The sequence below is a fragment of the Rhodospirillales bacterium genome (genome assembly GCA_014323865.1).
Lineage (GTDB): Bacteria > Pseudomonadota > Alphaproteobacteria > SP197 > SP197 > SP197.
Window position 1 is genome coordinate 24,078 of sequence record JACONG010000014.1, and the last position, 22,471, is coordinate 46,548.

17 protein-coding genes and 1 tRNA gene are annotated in these 22,471 nt (G+C 65.3%); 11 read left to right on the forward strand and 7 right to left on the reverse strand.

Features of this window, described 5'->3' with window-relative positions:
* Positions 1 to 23: 23 nt before the first annotated feature.
* Complete coding sequence (locus GDA49_07770; protein ID MBC6440292.1) at positions 24 to 749, forward strand: SPOR domain-containing protein; 726 nt, start codon at positions 24 to 26, stop codon at positions 747 to 749.
* A gap of 6 nt (positions 750 to 755) precedes the next feature.
* Here the strand turns inward: GDA49_07770 and GDA49_07775 are convergent, their stop codons facing one another.
* From GDA49_07775 to GDA49_07785, 3 genes are read right to left on the reverse strand one after another with little or no spacing between them, the layout of a single operon-like run.
* Positions 756 to 1,310, reverse strand: coding sequence for a DUF924 domain-containing protein (locus GDA49_07775; GenBank protein MBC6440293.1), 555 nt, complete (start codon positions 1,308 to 1,310; stop codon positions 756 to 758).
* Between the two features lies 1 nt (position 1,311).
* Entirely contained in the window at positions 1,312 to 3,273 is a 1,962-nt protein-coding gene (locus tag GDA49_07780; GenBank protein ID MBC6440294.1) for an FAD-dependent oxidoreductase, read from the reverse strand.
* A 44-nt stretch (positions 3,274 to 3,317) separates the two neighbouring features.
* Positions 3,318 to 4,562 carry a multidrug effflux MFS transporter gene (locus GDA49_07785; protein ID MBC6440295.1) on the reverse strand — a complete coding sequence of 415 codons (1,245 nt, stop codon included), beginning with the start codon at positions 4,560 to 4,562 and terminating at the stop codon, positions 3,318 to 3,320.
* A 262-nt stretch (positions 4,563 to 4,824) separates the two neighbouring features.
* Here GDA49_07785 and GDA49_07790 point away from each other — a divergent pair, with 262 nt between their 5' ends.
* Complete coding sequence (locus tag GDA49_07790; GenBank protein ID MBC6440296.1) at positions 4,825 to 6,150, forward strand: aminotransferase class III-fold pyridoxal phosphate-dependent enzyme; 1,326 nt, start codon at positions 4,825 to 4,827, stop codon at positions 6,148 to 6,150.
* A gap of 327 nt (positions 6,151 to 6,477) precedes the next feature.
* Here GDA49_07790 and GDA49_07795 read toward each other — a convergent pair whose 3' ends face one another.
* Positions 6,478 to 6,840 carry an Ltp family lipoprotein gene (locus tag GDA49_07795; protein MBC6440297.1) on the reverse strand — a complete coding sequence of 121 codons (363 nt, stop codon included), beginning with the start codon at positions 6,838 to 6,840 and terminating at the stop codon, positions 6,478 to 6,480.
* A 146-nt stretch (positions 6,841 to 6,986) separates the two neighbouring features.
* Positions 6,987 to 8,609 carry a 5-guanidino-2-oxopentanoate decarboxylase gene (locus tag GDA49_07800; protein MBC6440298.1) on the reverse strand — a complete coding sequence of 541 codons (1,623 nt, stop codon included), beginning with the start codon at positions 8,607 to 8,609 and terminating at the stop codon, positions 6,987 to 6,989.
* 396 nt (positions 8,610 to 9,005) lie between these two features.
* Here GDA49_07800 and GDA49_07805 point away from each other — a divergent pair, with 396 nt between their 5' ends.
* Both GDA49_07805 and GDA49_07810 read left to right on the forward strand, forming a co-directional pair.
* A complete protein-coding gene (locus GDA49_07805) occupies positions 9,006 to 9,911 on the forward strand; it encodes an amidinotransferase (protein ID MBC6440299.1) in 906 nt (301 codons plus the stop codon).
* Positions 9,912 to 10,019: 108 nt separating this feature from the next.
* Entirely contained in the window at positions 10,020 to 11,111 is a 1,092-nt protein-coding gene (locus GDA49_07810) for an ABC transporter substrate-binding protein (protein ID MBC6440300.1), read from the forward strand.
* Positions 11,112 to 11,211: 100 nt separating this feature from the next.
* On the opposite strand, the gene GDA49_07815 is transcribed toward GDA49_07810, so the two are convergent.
* Together GDA49_07815 and GDA49_07820 are read right to left on the reverse strand one after the other, a co-directional pair.
* The gene (locus GDA49_07815) at positions 11,212 to 12,480 is read right to left on the reverse strand and encodes an MFS transporter (protein ID MBC6440301.1); all 1,269 of its coding nucleotides are present in this window, start codon (positions 12,478 to 12,480) and stop codon (positions 11,212 to 11,214) included.
* Positions 12,481 to 12,763: 283 nt separating this feature from the next.
* A tRNA-Gln gene (locus GDA49_07820) sits at positions 12,764 to 12,834 on the reverse strand.
* 147 nt (positions 12,835 to 12,981) lie between these two features.
* Between GDA49_07820 and recQ the strand changes: the two genes are divergently transcribed.
* The 7 genes from recQ to guaA all read left to right on the forward strand — a co-directional run bounded on the left by recQ (position 12,982) and on the right by guaA (position 22,394).
* Positions 12,982 to 14,808 carry a DNA helicase RecQ gene (gene recQ, locus GDA49_07825; protein ID MBC6440302.1) on the forward strand — a complete coding sequence of 609 codons (1,827 nt, stop codon included), beginning with the start codon at positions 12,982 to 12,984 and terminating at the stop codon, positions 14,806 to 14,808.
* Positions 14,809 to 15,143: 335 nt separating this feature from the next.
* Complete coding sequence (locus GDA49_07830) at positions 15,144 to 16,226, forward strand: Ppx/GppA family phosphatase (protein MBC6440303.1); 1,083 nt, start codon at positions 15,144 to 15,146, stop codon at positions 16,224 to 16,226.
* Positions 16,181 to 16,915, forward strand: a complete 735-nt coding sequence (locus tag GDA49_07835) for an RlmE family RNA methyltransferase (GenBank protein ID MBC6440304.1) — start codon at positions 16,181 to 16,183, stop codon at positions 16,913 to 16,915. Before GDA49_07830 ends, GDA49_07835 begins: the two co-directional genes overlap by 46 nt.
* 108 nt (positions 16,916 to 17,023) lie before the next feature.
* Positions 17,024 to 18,169: an extracellular solute-binding protein gene (locus GDA49_07840; protein MBC6440305.1), complete on the forward strand. Its 1,146-nt coding sequence runs from the start codon at positions 17,024 to 17,026 to the stop codon at positions 18,167 to 18,169.
* 414 nt (positions 18,170 to 18,583) lie between these two features.
* Positions 18,584 to 20,044: an IMP dehydrogenase gene (gene guaB, locus GDA49_07845; protein ID MBC6440306.1), complete on the forward strand. Its 1,461-nt coding sequence runs from the start codon at positions 18,584 to 18,586 to the stop codon at positions 20,042 to 20,044.
* Positions 20,045 to 20,064: 20 nt separating this feature from the next.
* Positions 20,065 to 20,592, forward strand: a complete 528-nt coding sequence (locus GDA49_07850; protein ID MBC6440307.1) for a GNAT family N-acetyltransferase — start codon at positions 20,065 to 20,067, stop codon at positions 20,590 to 20,592.
* Between the two features lie 239 nt (positions 20,593 to 20,831).
* Positions 20,832 to 22,394 (forward strand): glutamine-hydrolyzing GMP synthase, encoded by a 1,563-nt coding sequence (guaA, locus tag GDA49_07855; GenBank protein MBC6440308.1) that lies wholly within the window; start codon positions 20,832 to 20,834, stop codon positions 22,392 to 22,394.
* Positions 22,395 to 22,471 lie beyond the last annotated feature (77 nt).

Here is a 22,471-nt window from a genome sequence, read left to right on the forward strand (position 1 = left end):
CGCTTCTGCACTAGTTTCGTGCCATGGATTGTTGCAGACCGATTGTCGTCGGCCTTGTTCTGGCCCTGACTCCCGCAGCCTGGGCGCAAACCGACACGACCGAGGCGCAACGGGTCCTTGAGATCGTGGAATCCGGTTATGGTGTGCTGATTCCGCTCGAAGGCGCGCTGGCGCCGCCGGAGTCAGAGTCGGCAGCCGATCCGCTGCTCGATCAGTTCGAAGAGGCTGAAGAGATCACGTCCTCCGAAGAGATGGTCGAGACCGAAGACGAGATGTCGGACGACGTCTCGGCGATGGTGGAAACGGCTGATGCTGACGATGCCGAGACAATGGCTGAAATGGTCGTCGACGACGTCGATACTACGGTTGTAGAGGTGATCAATGAGGCCGCGGTCACCGAGGAGATGGCGTCGGTCGAGACAACCACGCTGCCCGAGCCCCCCGCCGCCGACGCGGTCGACAGCCGCACCGTCGAACTGGGCGATCCCGAATTGATCGGCCCCTATCTCTTGTGGCTGGGGTCGTTCCGCAACATGAGCGAGGCGCAGGAGGGCTGGGACCAACTCGCCAAGGACCATCCCGACATCTTGGGAAGTCTTGTCCCGATCCTTGTTTTCAAGTATCTGGGCACGGAGGAGGGCACGTTCTTCCGGTTCCAGGCTGGTCCGCTTCAGTCCGAAGGCGAAGCGAACGACACCTGCGCTGCGCTTCAGGCCGCCCCATCCTTTTGCACTGTCCTGGGTCCGTGAACCGGCTCAGAAGCCGGCATCGGGCTGCGCAAGATAGTCGTTCTCATCTGCGGTCGACGATCGCCCGAGGATGGCGTTGCGGTGGGGAAACCGCCCGAACCTGTCTATGACATCCTTGTGCGCCTGGGCGAAAGCCAAGGTCCGCTCATCGCCGAGCTCCCGGAAGAGGGCGATGCATTCCGCCTGCACGGCGGCGTCCTCGGCATGCTGGTAAGGCATGTAGAGGAACTTTCTCTCGACCTCGCTGAGCTGGCGATCCAGTTCCAGCGCGAGCGTCTCGCGCGCCAAAGCAAGTGCCGCCGCGTCGGTGGCAAAGGCCTCCGGTCTGTCGCGGTGTATGTTGCGGGGAAACTGATCGAGCACGATCACCGCGGCAAGGCGATTCCGGGCCGTGTCGAGCCAGGATGACGGCACGCCGTCGCTGGAGAATGCGTCGAGCAGCGACCCGAATCGCCCGCGTATAGTTGCATCGAGCGCCTCGTCCTTGATGAACCACTGTCCGGGCTGGAGTTCGCCGAACCAGAAATCCAGCACAACCTGCGGGGCGGGCAGCGTTTCCACACTAAAGCTCCGCCGACACCTTGAGCCCCTCCAGCACCGCCTCCTCAGCGGTGCGGGGCGCAAGACAGTCACCGATCATGTGGATCTCGCCGGGCCAGTCTTCGAGCTTATCTGCAAGCGTGGTGACCGAGTGATGCCCGAGTGCGGTCACCAGCGTGTCGACCTGCTCGATGATGATCGCCTCGCCGCTGGTGACATGTTGCAGATAGACGCTGTCGGCATCGGCACCGAACACACGGGCGTAGGGAATCACCTTCACGCCGAGCCTGTGGAGCGTTGCGGCCCAATGGTCGCGGACATACATCTGGATGGTCTGGCCGGGCATGTAGCCGTCAACCGCCAGAGTGACGTTGCAGCCGTTGCGCGCGAGGTGTTCGGCGAGTCCCATGCCGATCCAGTCGCAACGCCAGTCGGCGATCACCACATTGCCGCCGACGTTCGCTTCGCCTTTAACGACCGACCAGGCCTCCACGACATGGGCCTCTTCCATGCCCTCGATGTCGACCGGCGCCGGCGTGGCGCCCGTGGCGACAATCACGGCATCGGGAGCCTGGGTCTCGATGAAGGCACGGTCGACGGCCTGGTTCTTCACGACGGTCACGCCGGTTAGCTCCATCTCGCGGGTCAGGTTGGTGACGATACCACCGAACTCGGCGCGGCCGGGGAGTGCCTGGGCCAGAAGCGTCTGACCGCCGAGCTGGCCTGAGGCCTCGTAGAGCGTGACGTCATGACCGCGCTCGGCGGCGACGGCGGCAGCCTTCATGCCTGCAGGGCCGCCGCCGGCGACAAGGACGTTCTTCTTATCGCCCAGCGGCTTGCGCGCCCCGTAGGCGAGTTCCCGGCCGGTCTCCGGGTGCTGAATGCAGGAGATCCCGACACCCATATGCATGTGGCCGATACAGGCCTGATTGCAGCCGATACAGGCGCGAATGTCGTCGACCCGACCGGCTTCCGCCTTGCCGGCCATCGCGGGATCGCAGATCTGGGCGCGTGTCATGCCGACCAGGTCAGCCTGCCCCGTGGCGACGATCTCCTCGGCCAGCTGCGGCTGGTTGACGCGTCCGGCCACGAATACCGGCACGTCGACCTTCTGCTTCACGCTGGCGGCGTAGGGCGCGATGTAGCCGTGTTCGATGAACATCGGAGGGACGATGTGGATTGAGCCGCCCAGCGAGGCCGACGAGCCCGCGATGACACTGAAGTAGTCGAGTCCGCCACCCTGATCGAGCAGTTCGATCGCCGCGGTCACCGTGTCCATGCCGGTCTGGTCGTGGGACTGCTCGTCGCCTGAGATACGCAGGCCGACGATGTAGTCGTCACCGACCTTCGATCGAATGTTGTCGGTGACCTCGCGCAGGAAACGGACGCGATTCTCGAGGCTGCCGCCGTACTCATCCTCGCGCAGGTTGACGTTTGGATTGAGGAACTGCGAGGGGAGATAACCGTGGCTCGCCACGATCTCCACCCCGTCCAGGCCACCTTCGCGCAAGCGCCCCGCCGCGTCGCCATAGCCGTCGATGACATCGTGGATCAGCTGCCGCGACATCGGCCGGGGCATGACGTGGAACCGTTCGTTGGGCACAGCCGACGGCGCATAGGCGACCGGCGCGCTGCCATCCATCGACTCCATGTTCTCGCGTCCGGGATGGAAGACCTGTCCGAACACCTTGCAGTCATGCTTGTTCACAGCGCGCGCAATGCGCTTGTAGCCCGGGATGCAGTCATCGTTGTAGGCTGAGATGGTGTGGGAGGTGTACACCGCCGATTCGTGGACCAGCGCCACCTCCACCACGACCAGTCCGGCACCACCGGCCGCACGCGCCTCGTGATAGGCCGCGAGATCCTCGCCGGGCAGGTAACCCGAAACAAGTGTCGTCATGTGACCGGTCGAGAAAATCCGGTTCTTGATCGTGACGTCCTTGATCGTGAGTGGCGAAAACAGGTGCGGAAACATCTCCGACATGGCGTGTCCCGGCCTCTGTTATGGCTATGCGGCGTGACGGTCCGTCATCCCTCGCACGGTTCACGCCCGGCTTCAACTTGAAGCCTGCGCCGTTCCAGCCAGGGAATCAGGGCCGCTGCGACCAGTCCCAGGGACGAAGCAAGCAGCATCATGGCCAGAAGTCCAGACGCCGCATCCGCGGGGACGAGAAGGGCGCCGGTCAGGGCCGAGAAGACCGCGCCGCCTGCAACCGCGAGCGCGCCGGAAAGCCCGGCAGCGCTGCCCGCCAGCTCCGGTCTGACGGACATGGCACCGGCATTGGCGCTTGGCATGGTGACGCCGTTGCCGACACCGACGAAGGCGCAGGCGGCAAAGAACAGGACCACATCCATGAGGCCTGCGAAGAGCAGGGCGAGCCCCGTCAGCAGACCCGTACAGGCGATCAGGCGTCCGGCGATCACCATCGTCGCCAGCGCTCGTCCCGCCGCCAGACGGCCCGAGAGGAAGCTGCCGAGGATGAAGCCTGCCGTGATCGTCCCCATCAGGACGCCCAGCATGGAGGTCTCCATGCCGAATGCGGCCGCGGCGACTAGTGGAACGCCTGCAAGGAAGGCATAGAAGGCGCCGATCGAGAACGCCATGCAGCCGGCATAGGCCCAGAACACGCCCGACCCCAAAAGGGCAGGGTAAGAACGAAACTGCTGGGTGAGGCTTTCGCTCCGCCTAGTGTTGGTTTCGCCAAGGTCGGCCCAGCAGAGCGCCAGGACACTCAGCCCGAGCAGAAGGAAGGCGACGAAGCTGGCGCGCCAGCCGAAGGCGCTGTGGAGCGCGCCTCCCAGCATCGGGCCCATCATGGGTGCGAGCGCCCAGGCCATGGCGAGGTAGCCAATCAGGCTCGCTGCACGGTCCGGGGACCGTGCATCGCGGATCACGGCCATCGAGACGGTGTGTCCGGCGATGATGGCGCCCTGGACCAGGCGGCAGGCCAGAAACATCCAGATGTCGGTGGCCAGCATGCAGCCGAGTGAGGCTGCGCAGAACATCGCGAGTCCGACTAGGATCACGGGCCGGCGACCAAAGCAGTCCGACAGCGGACCCATGATGACCTGCAGGACCGCCGTGACCGTGGCATATCCGGCGATCGAGAGGTTCGCCAGGGCGTAGTCGACCCGAAAGTCGTCCGCGATCTGCGGCAGCGATGGCAGGAACATGTTCAGCGACATGATCGAGAGGCCGCTCAGCACGATCAGGGTCGCGAGGTGAGGTGGGGTCTCCGCTCCGCGAAGGAGGTTGTCTTGTTGCTTGGTCATCGTTCGCTTCGCTGAACTCGGGCACAAAAAAGCCCCCGACGGTGTCGAGGGCGCATACGAATCGGTAACGGCTCTCGTTAGAGAACCGCGCGCCATACGTACTGCGATACGATCCGAATCGACATGGCTGTCCCGTGCGAACGCGGCCGGACGCTAGGCGTCACGATCCAGGGTGTCAATCGGCGCGGTGGTTTGGAAAGGTCGTTAGAGTGTGGTGTGTCCTGGGGCTAGACTTTGGGAAAAGAAGCCGCAGGGAAACACCATGGCCACGCTGGGCAACGTCGCGCTGGAAGCCGATCTTCGGGAAGCGCTCGGGAAGGCCGTCGCCGATTTCGTTGCGGCCAACCCGAAGAGTCGGACGGAGGACGAGAGGGCCGCGGGCTCCATGCCGGGCGGGAACACGCGAACCGTGCTGTTCCACCCGCCGTTCCCGCTCACCATCGAGCGCGGCGAAGGCCAGTACGTCCGGGACATTGACGGTCACAGCTACACCGACTTCGTGGGCGAGTTCGGTGCCGGCCTGTTCGGCCACTCCAATCCGCAGATCGTCGAGGCCATGACCCGCGCCATCGGCGACGGTGTCGTGCTTGGCGGACCGAACCGCTACGAACGTATTCTCGCCGCCGAACTGGTCAACCGCTTCCCTTCGCTCGACAAGGTGCGCTTCACCAACTCCGGCACCGAAGCCAACATGATGGCGATTGCGACTGCCCGTGTCGTCTCCGGCAAGTCGAAGGTCATGGTGTTCGCAGGCAGCTATCACGGCGGCGTCTTCATGTTTGCCCACGGCGGATCGCCCGTCAACGCGCCCTTCGACTATGTCATGGCACCGTTCAACAGGACCGACGAAACCGTTTCTCTCGTCGCGCAGCACGCCGGCGATCTGGCCTGTGTCGTGATCGAGCCGATGCAGGGCGCGGGCGGCATGATCCCGGCCGACAAGGACTTCCTGCAGGCCCTGCGGGACGTCACGGCAAGGCACGACATCATCCTCATCTTCGATGAAGTGGTGACAAGCCGCCTGTCCGGCGGCGGTCGGCAGAAGCTGCTGGGGATCACGCCCGACATGACGACGCTGGGCAAGTATATCGGCGGCGGCGCAACCTTCGGTGCCTTCGGCGGCCGGGAAGACATCATGAACCGCTATGACCCCCGTTCGGAGAATCCGATCGAGCACCCGGGCACCTTCAACAACAACGTCATCACCCACGCCGCGGGATCGACGGGCATGACGCAGATCTACACGCCCGGGAAGGCTGACAGCTTCAATGCCTGGGGCCAGGCCTTCCGGGACGGCCTCAACGAGACCATCCGCAAGCACAGCCTGCCGCTGCATGTTTCGGGCCTGGGTTCCATCATGCAGCTCCACTGCTGCGAAGGTCCGCTCAAAGACGTGCACGACAGCGAGAAGGGCAACAGGCTCAAGAGCGGGCTGGTGTTCTACGACCTGCTGGCGCGCGGTCAGCGCATGACCTGGCGCAACTCCATGCTGCTCTGCCTGCCGATGACCGATGAGGACCTCGATGGCTATGTGGCGGCCTTCGACGACGTCCTGTCGTCGCGCAGTCATCTTCTGGCGGCAGAGTGAAGCAGGAACCGTAACGCGCCCACGACAACGCGTTGTTGTCGCGTGCGCTGGTTGTCGTTCGATGCGGTTATGGCTCATCATCCGGCGAAAAATCACGATGAAGGCACGTCGAACCGATCATGATTGCGGGCCATGATATCGACCCGGCGCATGAAGAATGAGTTATGGACCTTCTGTATCCAATCCCTTCCGTATCCAGTCCCTGAGCCAGCGCCCTGCGGGGGCGGAGCCTGGGCTCATCGGTCGATGGCCCCTCCTCTGTCGGCATGACCCGACATCCCCGGTGGAACATCTACAGTGGAACATCCACAGTGGATGTTTCTTGCCTTAGCAAGCCCCTGTCTTGTGAGCACCGTGCTCGGCCTGACTGCGCGTGTAACCGTCGAAAGCCAGCTGATCGATCAGTCCTCTGCATGAAAATCCCATGACCGACAGGTAATTGTTTGCTGATTTTACCGCCTGCTCGTTCCAGTCTACCGACATGCTATCCACGGCCACCGCCGCGTCATGTCGCGCATAACCCTCGAATGACAATTGATCGATCAACCCACTCCGGGAGAATCCCATGACGCTGATGTAGCTGTGAGCTGAACGAACCGCATTTTGTTGCGGCCCTGTCAAACTTTGAGCCGACGCTGCAGAAAATCCGATCAGCAGCGAAATCGTGACAACGAGAACAGCTTTTTTCATGTCCAGTTCCTCCATGCCGCGCCGTTTTACATGAACGGCTGTGTTTGTCGCCATTCCTGTTTGTTTCACACATCTGGTTGAAACCGCAAGCGGTTCCGGCCAGATGCGCTCCGCGGAACAGATTTGGGCCGCGCCGGGCCGCTGCGTCAACGCAGATAGGCGGAGTCCTCGTGGACTTCGATCAGCGTCGGGCCCCTGGTCCTGAAGGCCTCCCTGACGGCACCGGTCAGGCCCTTGAGCGACTTCGGTTTCCGCGTGTTGGCACCGAACGCCTTGCCGAGCGCCATGAAGTCGGGATTGCGTCCGGGCACGACGCCGCATTCGGCGATATCGCGTTCGATCATGCCGTCGCGGATCTGGCTCAACGCATCGTTGTTCCAGATGACGATCGGCAGGCTCACCGCCTCGTCGACCGCGGTCGCGAGTTCCGTCGCGGTGAACAGGAAGCCGGCGTCGCCGGTCAGCACCACGCCGTCGCGTTCGGGCACGCCGAGCCTGGCACCGATGCCCGACGGCATCGACGAACCCAGCGTGCAATAGCCATTGGGATGGGTATAGCTGCGCGGGTGCGAGGTCGCCCAGTACGCGTTGGCGAAATAGGCGATCTGCGTCGCATCGGTGATCATCCAGCCGTCGTGCGGGAGCGCCGTGCGCAGGGCGTCGAGCACCTTCACGAACTTCGGCGCGCGCGGATCCTTCATCTGCAGCGCACGCGCCTTCCTGCGGATGTCGGCGATCGCCCTTGAGCCCGTGTAACCGGGCTTCCTGCCGCCCGAAGGCAGCGCGTCCGTGAGCATCTCCATGGCAAGGCCGGCATCGCCCAGGATCGCGGCATCGGGCACGTAGTCGCGGCTGAGGTTGGCGGGGTCGATGTCGATCCGCACCAGCTTGCCCTTCAGGTCGAGCCAGTCATTGGGCGCCCAGACGTCGGACTCGGCGAGCTCGGTGCCGATGGCGATCGTGACATCGGCGTTCTCGACCAGCCTGTGCCCAACGGACGAGGCCAGGATCGAGCCGCAATTCAACGGATGGTCGGCGGCGACCGTACCCTTTGAAGCATAGGTCAGGATGATCGCCGCGCCGAGCTTCTCGGCCAGCGCCTGCAGGGCCGCACCATGGTCCTGCGTGCCGCCACCGGCGACGATCACGGGCTTCCCGGCACCTCCGGCGACGGCTGCCGCGGCCTCGACCGAGGCCTCGTCCGGGCGCAGGGGGCCGGCGATCGGCGAGGTGCGCACCGCAAACTCGGCGACCTTGTCGATCTGGTCGATCGGCAGTTCGATGTAGCAGGGGCGGGGCCGGCCAGCGGCGAAGATGTCGAACGCACGGTTCAGTGCGCCGGGAATCTGGCGGCCGTCGATGATGGTCTGGGCGAAGCTGCAAAGCGGCCTGATGGTCGCAAGCTGGTCGGTGATCTCGTGCAGCCGGCCGCGGCCCGCGCCGAGATCGCCGGTGCCGTTGGTGCTGGCGATCACCAGCATGGGCGAGCTGTCGGCATAGGCATTGCCCACGGCGGTCGCGATGTTGGTGACACCGGGGCCGGTGATGACGCAGCAGACCGCGGGCTTGCCCGAGATGCGGGCGCAGCCGTCGGCCATGAAGCCGCCGCCCTGTTCGTGACGGAACAGCACGTGCCTCATCCCGGCATCGGCGATTCCCCGATAGTACTCCAGCGTATGGACGCCGGGCATCCCGAAGACGGTGTCGATGCCATAGGCCTTCACAAGCTGCATCAGCGCCTGTCCGCGGGTGAGGTTGCCTGCCGCCATGATCTGCCCCTTGTCCGGATGCGCGCGCATCATTCTGACGTGTATGGCAAGCTGTCAACACGCGTCGCTGTCAGGTCAGCCTTGCGGTCAGACGGTCGGTCAGCCGGGTCGCCACGACATCCGTGCGTCGGTGCCGCGCGTCATTGCCACGCATCATTGCGGGGCGCATGGGGAAGCCGGTTGCGGGTGCCGCCCGGCGGCCGCCTCGAAGGCGCGCAGGGCGTTGCGTGTCGGGAGTCGGCCTGTCAGGAGTCGGCGTATGGGCGGCCACGTTGTTCATTCGGCGGTCCGGGTTCGTCCGACGCTCCGGCTATCGGATGCGCGGAATTCTTTTCTCTTGTGCTCACGCGAACGAGACGCGACCTTACGGCCCGGACCCGCCCTCTGGAGACCGCCATGAAACCGTTGCGTTGCCGTTCGCCGGAAGGAAACACGCCCGAACTCTCCGACTGGGGATGTAACTCCGAATACGGCACGCTGACCGATGTGCTGCTCGGCCCTGCCGACAACTACAGGTGGCTCGCCACGAGCTCGATTTCCAGGGCGACCCTGAAGCGCGGTGACGTCTTCGATCGCCAGCTCGCCATGAGGCAGCATCGCGAGATGGTCGGCGCGTATGAGGAAGCGGGCGTCAACGTGCACTGGCTCGAGCCCGACGAGGACCTGCCCTATCAGGTCTACGCCCGCGATTCGTCGTTCATGACGCCCTATGGCGCTGTGGTCACGCAGATGGCCCAGTGGTGGCGGCGCGGTGAGTACGGTCCCGTGATGCGCTTCTACATGGACAAGGGAATCCCGATCTACGACATGGTCACCGCAGGCTCGTTCGAGGGCGGTGACTTCGACATCATCGAACCGGGCTGCGTGCTGATCGGCTGGTGCGGCGAGCGCACCCAGGAGCAGTCGGCCAATCAGGTCCGCCGCTGGTTCGAGAAGGAGGGCTGGGAGGTCCGCATCGCGCCGATCGCCGAGCACTACGTCCACATCGACCTCATGGTCTGCATGTTGGCCGACAGGCTCTGCGCGGTCTGCCTCGATACGACCGATCCCGGAATCGTCGACTGGCTCAAGGCCAGGAACATCGAGATCGTGCCCGTGAACTATCGGGACACCATGGCGCTTGCCTGCAACGTCATGGCGCTCGGCAACGACAGGGTGTTGGCACCCGCCCACGCCAGGGACCTGGTCTCGAAGCTGAAAGCGCTGGGCTTCACCGTCTACGACCCCGACGTCGACGTCTTCACCCGCGGCGGCGGTGGCGTTCACTGCATGGCCCAGTCCCTGCGCCGGGAGCGGGTCTGACCCCTTCGGGAATGCCATCCCGGACAAGGCCCGCAGCGCGAGAGCCCCCCGCCGACGGCGCGCCGTTCAAGCCCTGTCCGGAGCCGCGCGCCGTTTGACAGCATCGCCATGACGGAACCACAGTCGCCCATGGTCGGCATCGTCAGGCGCGTTCTCCTGCTGCTCCTCGCTGTCACCGGTCCGTCCCTGGCCGACGGGACGGGTGACGATGTGGCCCTTGGCGTCATCCTCACGCTGACCGGTGACGGTGCGGAGCGCGATGCGGCGATTGCGCACGGCTATGTCGCGGCGGCCGAACACATCAACGCGGCCGGCGGTATCGTCATCGCCGGAGAACGGCGGTCGATCCGGCTCGAGTTCATGGATGACCGCGGCAGCCCCCGTCGGGCGGCTGCACTGGCAGACGTCCTGGTGCGCTGGCGAGGTGTGACGGTCTTCCTTGGCGGCGGCGATCCGGTACTGACTCAGGCCGTTGCGGCGGACGTCGCCGATGTCGGTTTTCCCGTGTTCGATCCGCTGGGCGTGTCTCCGGCCGATACCGACGGTATCGTGCTCTCCGTCGTACCGCGTGCCCGCGACCGGCTTGTCGCCGTCCTGGCCGGTCTCTCCGTGGGCTACACGATTGCAGGCCAGGACACATCGCGCGTGGCGGTCTCGGTCGCGGCAGGGTCTGCCCGGACCGCGGACACCCTGGCGCAGGCGGCTGCCGACCTCGGGTTTGCTGTCGCCGGATTTGCTGTAGACGGGCACGGTGCGGGCAACCCGGGGATCCTGATCTACGGGCCGTCCCTGCCGGCGCAGCCGGCACGCGACCGTCTCGTCGTGTCGCTGACCTGTGAGGCCGTCTCAGGGGACGCAGGCGCACGCATGTTGTGTGCCGATCATTGGCCGTCGCTGCGCGACACGGCGACAGTGCCGGACTGGCTCGCTGCGCTCGACGAGGCGGGCACCCGCGATGCCGCGCTGACCCTGGCCGCGCTCTCGACTGCGATGTCGTTCGGCCGGTCGGCCCACGGTCCGGTGATTGCCGATGTCCTCCACGCCAACGAACTTGCGACACCGGGCGGACCGGTCCTGCTGTCGGATGGTGCCAACATTGCCGGCGGTACTGCCGTGTTTGCCGTGTCCGACGGTATTCCTGTCCCGTTTCGGGCCTCCGACCCCCTTGGCGACCCCCTTGGCCTCTCCGGAATCGAGTGACGGCCGGCAGTGCGATGCGTGGACGTCTCATGCTCGCTGCGTTGGGCGCTGTGCCTGTCGCGCGGGCCGGGGGTCGCCGGCGGACCGGTTGGCGGGTCGCTCACAGGTGGCGGAACGTGTTGGCGGGATCGCTGTCCATCCGATTGCGCTGATTGCGCAATGCGGCATCGGCCATGATGCCCGACGTGCGCGGCATACGGACGAAGTCGCGCTGCTCCTCGGCCGGCACGGCCGAACGGCGCGTCATCCGGAAGATCGCAAAGCCCGCCAGGGCCAACATCGCGCCGGCCGGAAACCACAGAAAGCCCGGAGGGCCGAGAAGCTCCATGGCCGCACCCGCCATGGTCGGCCCGGCCATGCCGCCGATGCCGTTGGCAAGCAGCAGCCCGCTGGACGCGGCGACCATCTGGTTCGGGTGAAGATGGTCGTTGGTGTGGGCGACCGAGAGCGAATAGAGCGGCATGATGAAGCCGCCGACCACGGCGACGGCAAGGATCTGCAATGTCGGTGAGGGCACACCCAGCAGCACGATCCCCAGCGCCAGCGTGCCGCCCGCGAGCGCGGTTCCGGTCAGGACCAGGCGACGGTCGAACCGGTCGCTCAAGCGGCCCAGAGGCCAGACGAGGATCGTGCCACCCAGGATCGATGCCGAGGCGAGAAGAGCGATGTTGTCGATGCTCAGTCCGATCGCCTTGCCGTAGACCGCGACAAGAGAGACCAGGGCGCCGGCCGTGGCGCCGTTGACGAGGCACCCCGCCACACCCAGCGGGGATACCTCCATGAGCTGTCGGATGCTGAAACGGTCCTGCTCCTCGAAGCGCGGTGCGGCATAGGCCGTCAGGGACAGCGGGATGAAGGCGATCGACACGAGGACGGATGCCGCGACGAAAAGCTCGAATCCCGTCGTCCTGCCGATGTTCAGCAGCAGGGGGCCTGTCGCCATCGAACCGGTCATGACGATCATGTAGAGCGACAGAAGCCGACCGCGTGTCTCGTTGGTGGACCGGTCGTTGAGCCAGCTCTCGGCAACGATGAAGAGGCCGATGTAACAGAAGCCTGTCATCACACGCAGGAAGCCCCAGACGATGGGATCGACGAAGGTGGCGTGCAACAGCGCGGTGATCGATGCGAGTGACGTCAGGGCACCGAAGACGCGAATATGCCCCACGCGGCGGATCAGGCGCGGCGTGGCCAGCGAGCCCAGGACGAAACCCGCGAAATAGCTCGACATAACGAGGCCTGTGACGAGCACGGAGAAGCCCTCGGCCGAGGCTCGGATACCGAGCAGCGATCCCTGAAGCCCGCTCCCGACCATGAGGAGGCCGATGCCGACGAGGAGGGCCCATACGGAAACAATAGCGGCGATCATGGCGTTCGATCCGGTGGCATATGCGCGCGCGCATATGCAGGATAATGGAGTGGAGTTCCACCGCAATCGCCCGTGCGAACCATGCCGCATTTGCGGGCCAAAGGGGGGTATGAAGGGGGGTATGTTGCACGCCTTCCCGAACAGGCGCGGTTGCCGCCATGTCGGACGATCCTGTCGGACGATCCTGCTTGGCGCGGCTGCGGTAACTGCCCCCCAACGTCTGATTCGGGAGCGCGGTTGCCCCTGCAACGCGGAAGCTCTGATGTGGGTGGGAAAGCAAGGGCTGGGGGACCTGGATTCGAACCAGGACTATTCGGGTCAGAGCCGAAGGTTCTACCGTTAAACTATCCCCCAGCAGGGGCACCGAAGCCGTCGCCCGAAGCCGTCGCCTAGGCGAGGGCAGCTTATGCCGAGGGTGGCTGATTCTGTCAACAGAGGCGGCCTTGCACGGGTCCGATCCCGGCCTATGGTCGCCCGACCGTGACCGACCTGCTCTCCGCCATCGCCGAACCTGAATCCCCGCCGCCCTGGCCGCGAGACAAACATGCCGTGCTGCATGAAACCTTCGGCTTCGAGGCGTTCCGGCCGGGCCAGGAGCCGGTGGTCGACCGGCTGATCGCCGGCGGTCATTCGCTGGTGATCATGCCCACGGGTGCCGGCAAGTCGCTCTGCTTCCAGGTTCCGGCGCTGGTGCGCGGCGGGCTCACGGTGGTGGTCTCGCCGCTCGTCGCGCTGATGCAGAACCAGGTTGCCGCGCTCAGGCTCGCGGGTGTGGCGGCCGACACGATCAACGCGTCACGCCACCGCGAGGACAATGTGGCCGTCTGGCGCGACGTCGCCGCGGGCCGGGTCAACCTGCTCTACCTGTCGCCCGAGCGGCTGATGACCGGGCGGATGCTGGCGGCCCTCGCGAAGCTGCCGCTCTCGATGATCGTGATCGACGAGGCGCACTGCATCTCGCAATGGGGTCACAGTTTCCGGCCCGAGTACGAACAGCTCACGGGCCTCAAGGATGTCTTTCCCGGCGTGCCGCTTGCCGCCTTCACCGCGACGGCCGACACGGTGACCCGCGAGGACATCGCCCGCAGGCTCTTCCCCGACGATGCCAGGACCTTTGTGGCCGGATTCGACCGGCCCAACATCCGCCTTGCGGTCGCGCCCAAGGTGAACGTCAGGAAACAACTCCTCGATTTCGTCGCCGGGCGCGAGGGCCGCTGTGGCATCGTCTACTGCCTCTCGCGCAAGCGCACGGAAGAGATGGCGGCCACCCTGGCCGAGGCCGGTCACAAGGCGCTCGCCTATCACGCCGGGCTCGGGTCTTGCGCACGCAAGCAGCTTCTCGATCGCTTCCTGACCGAACCCGACATCGTGATGACGGCGACCATCGCCTTCGGCATGGGGATCGACAAGCCGGACGTGTCCTACGTCGTGCATGTCGACCTGCCCGCGACGGTCGAGGCCTACTATCAGGAAATCGGTCGCGCCGGACGCGACGGCAAGGCAGCCGACGCCGCCATGTTCTTCGGCATCGAGGACATCCGCATGCGCCGCCACTTCATCGAGGACAGCGATGCGTCGGAAGACCGCAAGCGGGTCGATCACCGCCGGCTTGATGCGCTGGTGGCGTTCTGCGAATCGTCGGAATGCCGGCGCGTCGCGCTGTTGCGTTACTTCGGTGAGGAGGGAGAGGCCTGTGGCAACTGCGATGTCTGCCTCGATCCGCCGACCGTGATCGACGGCACGGACGCCGCCCGCCAGGCCGTCGAGGCGGTGATCCGGACGGGCGAGCGCTTCGGTGTGGCCCACATCGTCGACGTGCTGACCGGCAAGGCGACCGGCAAGGTGGTGCAGTTCCGTCACGAGACTCTCGCGGTCTATGGCGCGGGCAGCGATCGCAAGGGGCCGGTCTGGAGATCGATCATACGCCAGCTGGTCGCTGCCCACGTGCTGGAGGTCGACGTTGGCGGCTACGGCGGCCTGCGTGCGACGAGGCGGGGCCGATCCATTCTCGACGGCGGGGAGACGATTGCGCTGCGCCAGGAAACGCTTGCCAAAGCCCGTTCCGTCCGCAAGGCGCGCAGTGCTGTCGAACGCGAGATCGCCGTCGCCGATCCCGGCCTGTTGCAGGCGCTCAAGGATTTGCGGCTGGCGCTCGCGAAGGAGAGGGGTGTGCCGCCCTATGTGATCTTCCATGATGCGACCCTGATCGAACTTGCGGCGGCAAAGCCTGCCGATCGGAAGGCCTTCGCTGGCATCCACGGCGTCGGTGCCAGCAAGCTTGAGCGCTTCGCCGATGGGTTCCTTGCGGTCATCGCGCGTCATGGCTGATTACTGTTGCAATTAAGAATTATTCGCATATAAGATGCAGCGTCCTTCACAATTGGATTCTGCTCCCATGGTTGTTCGTTCAATAGGTCCGGAGATGCTTCTGCGACTGATGCGCTTGGACGCGTATTCCGAAGTGCTTCCGGAGACCATCATCCGGATCGAAATCGCTGTGCCCGAGACGGCTCTCGTGTGCGACGGATTGGCCCGTTGCGCTTGCGCTGGCCACACGCGAAAGCGCGACAACTGATCGCGGTTGCGCCGTTTCCCTTCCACTGCGTTTCGCGTTAGATAGAGAGGTTACGCTGTGCAGTGAGGACAGGTTCGTGGTCGTGGGTATGTACGGAAGTGGGCGCAAGAGACAAAACGGGCGGGGAGCCCGGCGTCCGGCGCAGCACACGTATGCCGCCATCGACCTTGGCACGAACAACTGCCGGTTGCTGGTCGCCAGGCCCAGCCGTGACGGCTTCCGCGTGATTGACGCCTTCTCCCGCATCGTCCGTCTGGGCGAGGGGCTCCATGCCAGCGGCCGCCTGTCGGATGCGGCCATCGAACGGACGATCGATGCGCTTCACATCTGCGCCGGCAAGATGCGGCACCGTCACGTCGACCGGGCGCGTTGCATCGCCACCGAAGCCTGCCGGCGGGCGATCAACGGCAGCGGCTTCCTGGCTCGGGTCGCTGCGGAAACCGGCATGACCTTCGAGATCATCGGTCCCGACGAAGAGGTCCATCTGGCATCTGTCGGCTGTCAGCCCCTGATCGAGTCGTGGGCGCGCCACGTCGTGGTGCTCGACATCGGCGGCGGCAGCACGGAGATCTCCTGGCTCACGATCGACGGTCAGGGCGAGAGCCGGATCGACGCCTGGGTTTCGCTGCCCTGCGGCGTCGTCTCCCTGACCGAATGCATCGGTGGGGACGAGCGGGACGATCCGGGCCATGAGGCCATGGTCAGGCACGTCATCGACGAATTGGCGCCGTTCGAGGCGGCACATCGCCTCTCCGAACGGCTTGCCGGCGGCGACGTCCAGATGATCGGAACCTCCGGCACCGTAACCACGCTGGCCGGCATTCATCTCGACCTGCCGCACTACGACCGCCGCCAGGTCGACGGCATCGCCATCGATTTCGCCGACCTCGCCGTCGTCACGGCAAGCCTTCGTGCCATGACCGTGCCGGAACGCGCCGAGGTGCCGTGCGTCAGCAGGGACCGGGCCGATCTGGTGGTGGCCGGTGCCGCGATCCTTGAGGCGGTGCGTCGCACCTGGCCGCTTGAGCGGCTGACGGTGGCCGACCGGGGACTCCGGGAAGGGATTCTGCTCGGCATGATGTCGCAGGATCGTCTGCATCGGCCCACGGATGCAGAGACCGGGCCATGCCTTCCCCACCCTGCCGCCCAAGCCGCCGAAGCCGCGCAGTGAGCCGGGGCACCGGGCGCCCGCCGGGCCGCGGGCTGAAACAACGCGTCAGAACGGCCAGGCGGCGCAAATCGTCCTCGACCCGCTGGCTGCAGCGCCAGCTCAACGATCCCTATGTCGCAGGTGCCCGGGCGGAAGGTTATCGCTCGCGCGCTGCCTACAAGCTGATTCAGCTCGATGAACGTTTCTCGCTGCTGGGGAAGGGCGTGCGTGTCGTCGACCTCGGTGCGGCACCCGGCGGCTGGTCGCAGGTTGCCGCGGCCGTTGTCGATGATGCCCCTGTTGTCGCGATCGATCTGCTCGCGATGGAACCGATCGACGGCGTCGGGATCATCCGGGGCGACGCGACCGATCCCGGGATGCAGCAGGCCATCCGTCGTGCGCTGGCGGGGCCTGCGGATCTTGTGCTGTCCGACATGGCATCGCCGGCCACCGGCCATCGTTCGACCGATCATCTGCGCACCATGGCGCTGGCCGAGGAGGCCTGTGCCATTGCTGCACGCCTGCTCGCACCCGGTGGCGCGGTTGTCGCCAAGGTGTTGCGCGGCGGTGCCGACGAAACGCTTCTGGCAGCGCTCAGGACCGACTTCGCCAGGGTCGTTCACGCCAAACCCGACGCGAGCCGACAGGATTCGCGCGAGATCTACGTCGTGGCCACCGGTTTCCGCGGCGACGACCGACCCGCACTTTAAGTATTGTCTGACCTGTTGCCTGGTCTATAGGTTTTCGCGCGAGGCGGTCCCGAGCGGGGAACGTCAGAGGTGCCTGCACCTCACTGTATGAACGAGGAGGGACAACGCATGGAATCCCAACGCGATATCGAGCGATTTATCGACAACATGAAGATGGGACGCCTGTCGAAGCGTGATTTCCACGCCGGCCTGGCATCCGTCGGCCTTGGCATGACGCTGATGCCGTTTGCCTCGGGCAAGGGGCGTGCGCAGACCGGCGAGGACCCCGTGTGTTTCACCTGGGCCGGCTACGAAGTGCCCGAGATGCACCTGGACTACATCGAAAAATACGGTAATTCGCCGAACTTCTCGCTCTGGGGCGACGAGGAAGAGGCCGAGGCCAGGATGATCGCCGGCTTCCGGCCCGATCTGACCATGCCGTGTTCCTACAAGGTTCGGAAGTGGAACGACCTGGGCTTCCTGCAGGCGATCGACACCGACCGCCTCGAGAACTGGGACAACGTCATCCCCGCGCTGCAGGGCGTCCCCGACATGGTGGCCGATGGCAACCAGATGATGGTGTGCGCCTGGTGGGGCCTGACATCGGTCACCTTCCGGACCGATCTTGCACCCGAATACGACGATCCCGCGAAGCACACATGGGGCATCCTCTGGGATCCGAAGTATGCCGGTCGCCTGTCGATGATCGACAGCCTGATCGACGGCGTCATGGTGGCGGCGATCTACTCGGGTGCCGCCGATCCCTTCGACATGACACCCGAAGAGGTCCGGGTCACCAAGGACCTCATGGTCGAGCAGCGTCCGCTGCTGCGCTACTACACCAACGATGCGACGAGTTGGGAGCAGGCGCTGGCCTCGGGCGAGCTGATCGCTGCGGTTTCGTGGAACTCCACCCCGCTCAACCTGCTGGAGCAGGACATTCCGGTCGCCTTCATGAAACCCAAGGAAGGCCCGATGACCTGGACCTGCGGCATTTCGCTGATGTCGTTCGCCGACCCGGCGAGGATCGACCGCGCCTATGACCTGATCGACGCCTTCCTCGCGCCGAACACCGGGGAGTTCTGGGTCGGGAGCCATGGCATGGGTCACGCCAACATCAAGACCTATCAGTCGTTCTCGGCGGCCGAGCTCGAGATGCGCGGCCTGCCGCCCGAGGATGTCGAGGGCTACATCAGGTCCGGCATCTTCCAGGCGACCATCCGGAACGAGCCGGAACTTCAGGAGATGTACGAAGAGGTCAAGGCCGGCTTCTGATCGGTCCTCTCCATCGACGCTTTGGCGGGCGACGCTTTGGCGGGGCGGTCTTCGGGCCGCCCCCCTTTGTTTCAGGGATTAGATGTTTTGGGGATTACATGTTTCAGGGATCGTATACTTGACGCCACAGGCTGGGCACCCTGTGCAGAATGCACCGCACAGGACGTGGCGCACAGGGGGACCCGGCAAGGCACACCGCAAAGGCCTCACTCCGATAAAGCTGTTCGGGATGTTCCCGGACGAGAAGGCGGCGCGCTGAAGGGTCGCCGCCGAGCGATGGGCGTGCCCTGCCCATCGCACAACCCGTTCGTCGCACAACCCGACTATGCACATGCGTGCGTCGCTTGGTGCTTGGCCCTCCCGTTCGGTCGTGATAGAGGGCCGCGCTACGTCACACCTGACGAGGTAGCGCCGATGATCCGGGAAGCTCTGACATTCGACGACGTTTCCCTGGTTCCCGCCTACTCCCGGGTTCTCCCCAACACCGTTTCGACTGCCACCCGGCTCACCGACGCGATCGAGCTCCGTATCCCCCTGCTGTCGGCCGCCATGGACACGGTGACCGAGGCGCCGATGGCAATCGCCATGGCGCAGAACGGCGGGCTGGGCGTGATCCACAAGAACATGACAATCGCCGCACAGGCCGGCGAGGTCGTCCGGGTGAAGAAGTTCGAATCCGGCATGGTGGTGAACCCGCTTACCATCGGTCCCGACGCGCCGCTCTCCGATGCGCTCGACCTCATGGCCGCCAACAGGATCTCGGGCGTTCCGGTGGTCGAGCCGGGTACCGAGAAGCTGCTCGGCATCCTGACCAACCGCGACGTGCGCTTCGCCAGCAATCGCTGCCAGCCGGTGCGCGAGCTGATGACGTCGGAGAACCTGATCACGGTGAAGGAGGGTGTCGAGCGCGACGAGGCCCGGCGCCTGCTGCATCGGCACCGGATCGAGAAGGTTCTTGTGGTCGACAACGCCCACCGCTGCATCGGGCTGATCACGGTCAAGGACATTGAGAAGGCCGAAGCGCATCCCAACGCCTGCAAGGACAGGCAGGGCCGCCTGCGCTGCGGCGCAGCGACCGGCGTTGGCGAGGACGGTTTCGCCCGCGCCGAGGCGATGATTGATGCCGGTGTCGACGTTGTTGTGGTCGACACGGCCCATGGCCACAGCCAGGGCGTGATCGACGTTGTCGCGGCGATCAGGAAACAGTCGAACGACACCCAGGTCATCGCCGGCAATGTTGCGACGTCCGAGGGTGCGCGCATCCTGATCGACCAGGGCGCCGACGCCATCAAGGTCGGCATCGGACCGGGTTCGATCTGCACTACCCGCGTCGTGGCCGGTGTCGGTGTGCCCCAGCTCACCGCCATCATGGACGTCGCCGAGGAAGCGGCAAGGTCGAACACGCCGGTCGTGGCCGACGGCGGCATCAGGTTCTCGGGCGATCTCGCCAAGGCTGTCGCCGGTGGTGCCGATATCGCAATGATCGGCTCCCTTCTGGCGGGAACGGACGAAGCGCCGGGCGAGGTCTTTCTGGTCGGCGGCCGATCCTACAAGCAGTATCGCGGCATGGGCTCGCTGGGCGCAATGGCGCGCGGTTCGGCCGACCGCTACTTCCAGCAGGACATTTCCGACGTCGTGAAGATGGTGCCCGAGGGTATCGAGGGTCGCGTCGCCTGCAAGGGGCCGATGCATCGCATCGTGCACCAGCTTGTCGGCGGCCTGCGCTCGTCCATGGGCTACACCGGTCACGCCGATCTCGCGTCCATGCGGCAGAACTGCAATTTCGTCCGTCTGACCAACGCGGGCCTGCGCGAAAGCCATGTGCACGACGTGACGATGATGCACGACGCCCCGAACTATCAAACCGACAGGTAGGCCAAACCGACAGGCAGGTCATGGTCGAGTTACGCAACGCCCAGAGATCCGACGCCCCGGCGATTGCGCGCGTCCACGTCGAGAGCTGGCGCACGACCTATGCCGGCATGCTGCCCGACGCTCACCTGCTGAGCCTTTCGGTGCCCCGGCACACCGCCTTCTGGACCCGTCTGCTGACGCCCCGCGGCGACGCCATCGTCGTGGCCGATGATCCCGACGAGGGCGTCGTGGGTTTTGGAAGCTGCGGGCCGATTCGTCAGGCGGAACAGCCGCGCGGCGGCGACTGGTCGGGCGAGATCCGCACGCTCTACCTGCTCACGGACTGGCACGGTCGGGGCATCGGACGCCTGCTGCTGACCTGGCTGCTCGACCGGCTCCGTGCCCGTGGTTTCGATCGCGTCCTGCTCTGGGTCGTCGAAGCGAATCCGACCCGCTTCTTCTACGAGGCCATGGGCGCACGCCGGATCGCCCGCCGCAGCGAACCCTTTGCCGGCGTCATGCTCGACGAACTGGCCTATGGCTGGAGACCCGAATGGCAGACCCCGTGATCCGTTTCCGCAATCGAAATCGCATCGTGCCGCGCGTCGCCGATATCGATTATTCTGGCGCAATGTGCCACGCTGCCTGCCGGACTGCGCCCTGCGGGAACCCGGCCTGACAGATGCCCGCCGGTGCGGCCCCTCGATCGACCTCACCGACCCCGATGGCAACACCATTGGATGCAAGGGTCATCGAACGCGAGGACCATCGAACGCAAGGGCTCGCCCGAAACCGCGACGGAGACCGGATGACCGAAACGCCCCGTGCCGACAAGGTCCTGATTCTCGACTTCGGATCGCAGGTGACCCAGCTGATCGCCCGCCGCGTGCGCGAGGCCGGAGTCTATTGCGAAATCCTGCCGTGCACGGTGCCCGACACCCGCATTCGCGCGTTCGGTGCCCGGGCGATTATCCTGTCGGGCGGGCCGGCCTCGACCACGTGGGACACCGCGCCCGAGGCGCCACCCGCGGTGTTCGACCAGGGCGTACCGATCCTCGGCATCTGTTACGGCGAGCAGACCATCTGCGCCCGGATGGGCGGTGCCGTGGAGGTCTCCGACCGGCGCGAGTTCGGCCGCGCCTTCATCGACATCGAGGCCGATTGCGACCTCTTCCAAGGTCTCTGGTCACCCGGTGAACGCCACCAGGTGTGGATGAGCCACGGCGACAGGATCACGAGGATTCCCGAGGGCTTCAGGGTCGTCGCCACTTCGGAGGGGTCGCCCTATGCCGCGATTGCCGATGACGAACGCCGCATCTTCGCCGTGCAGTTTCATCCCGAAGTGGTGCACACGCCCGACGGCGGCCGCCTGCTGTCGAACTTCGTCCACAAGGTCGCAGGACTCTCCGGCGACTGGTCCATGGCCGCCTTCCGCGCCCAGGCGATCGAGGCAATCCGCGAGCAGGTCAGGGACGGCCGTGTCATCCTGGGCCTCTCGGGCGGGGTCGACAGCTCCGTTGCTGCCGTGCTGTTGCATGAGGCGATTGGCGACCGGCTGACCTGCGTCTTCGTCGACAACGGCCTTCTGCGCATGGACGAGGCGCGCCAGGTCGAGGAGCTCTTCCGCGGCCACTACAACATGCCGCTCGTGGTTCACGACGCTTCCGACCTCTTCCTGGGCAAGCTCGAGGGCGTCACCGACCCCGAGCAGAAGCGCAGGATCGTCGGCGCCACCTTCATCGACGTTTTCGAGCACGAGGCGAACAGGATCGGCGGTGCCGGGTTCCTCGGCCAGGGCACACTCTACCCGGACGTGATCGAGAGCGTCAGCTTCCACGGCGGCCCCTCGGCCACCATCAAGTCGCACCACAACGTGGGCGGCCTGCCCGAGCGCATGAACATGCAGCTTGTCGAACCCCTGCGCGAGCTCTTCAAGGACGAGGTGCGCGCACTGGGTCGCGAGCTCGGCCTGCCCGAAACCATGGTTGGCCGCCATCCGTTCCCGGGCCCCGGTCTTGCCATCCGCATCCCCGGCGAGATCACCCGCGAGAAGATTGCCATCCTGCAGAAGGCCGACGCCATCTACATTGAGGAGATGCGCAACGCCGGCCTTTACGACGCCATCTGGCAGGCCTTTGCCGTGCTGCTGCCCGTCAGGACTGTCGGCGTCATGGGCGATGAACGCACCTACGACCACGTCTGCGCCCTGCGCGCGGTCACCGGCACCGACGGCATGACCGCCGACTGCTACCCTTTCGATCACATCTTCCTGGGACATGTCGCGAGCCGGATCGTCAACGAGGTCCGGGGCATCAACCGCGTGGTCTATGACGTCACATCGAAACCGCCCGGCACGATCGAGTGGGAGTAGGGGGCACTCTGCGCGATCCAGCCACCGACGCAGTGTTGGCTATTTCAACATCCTGTTGAATCCAGCCCCATCCAGCC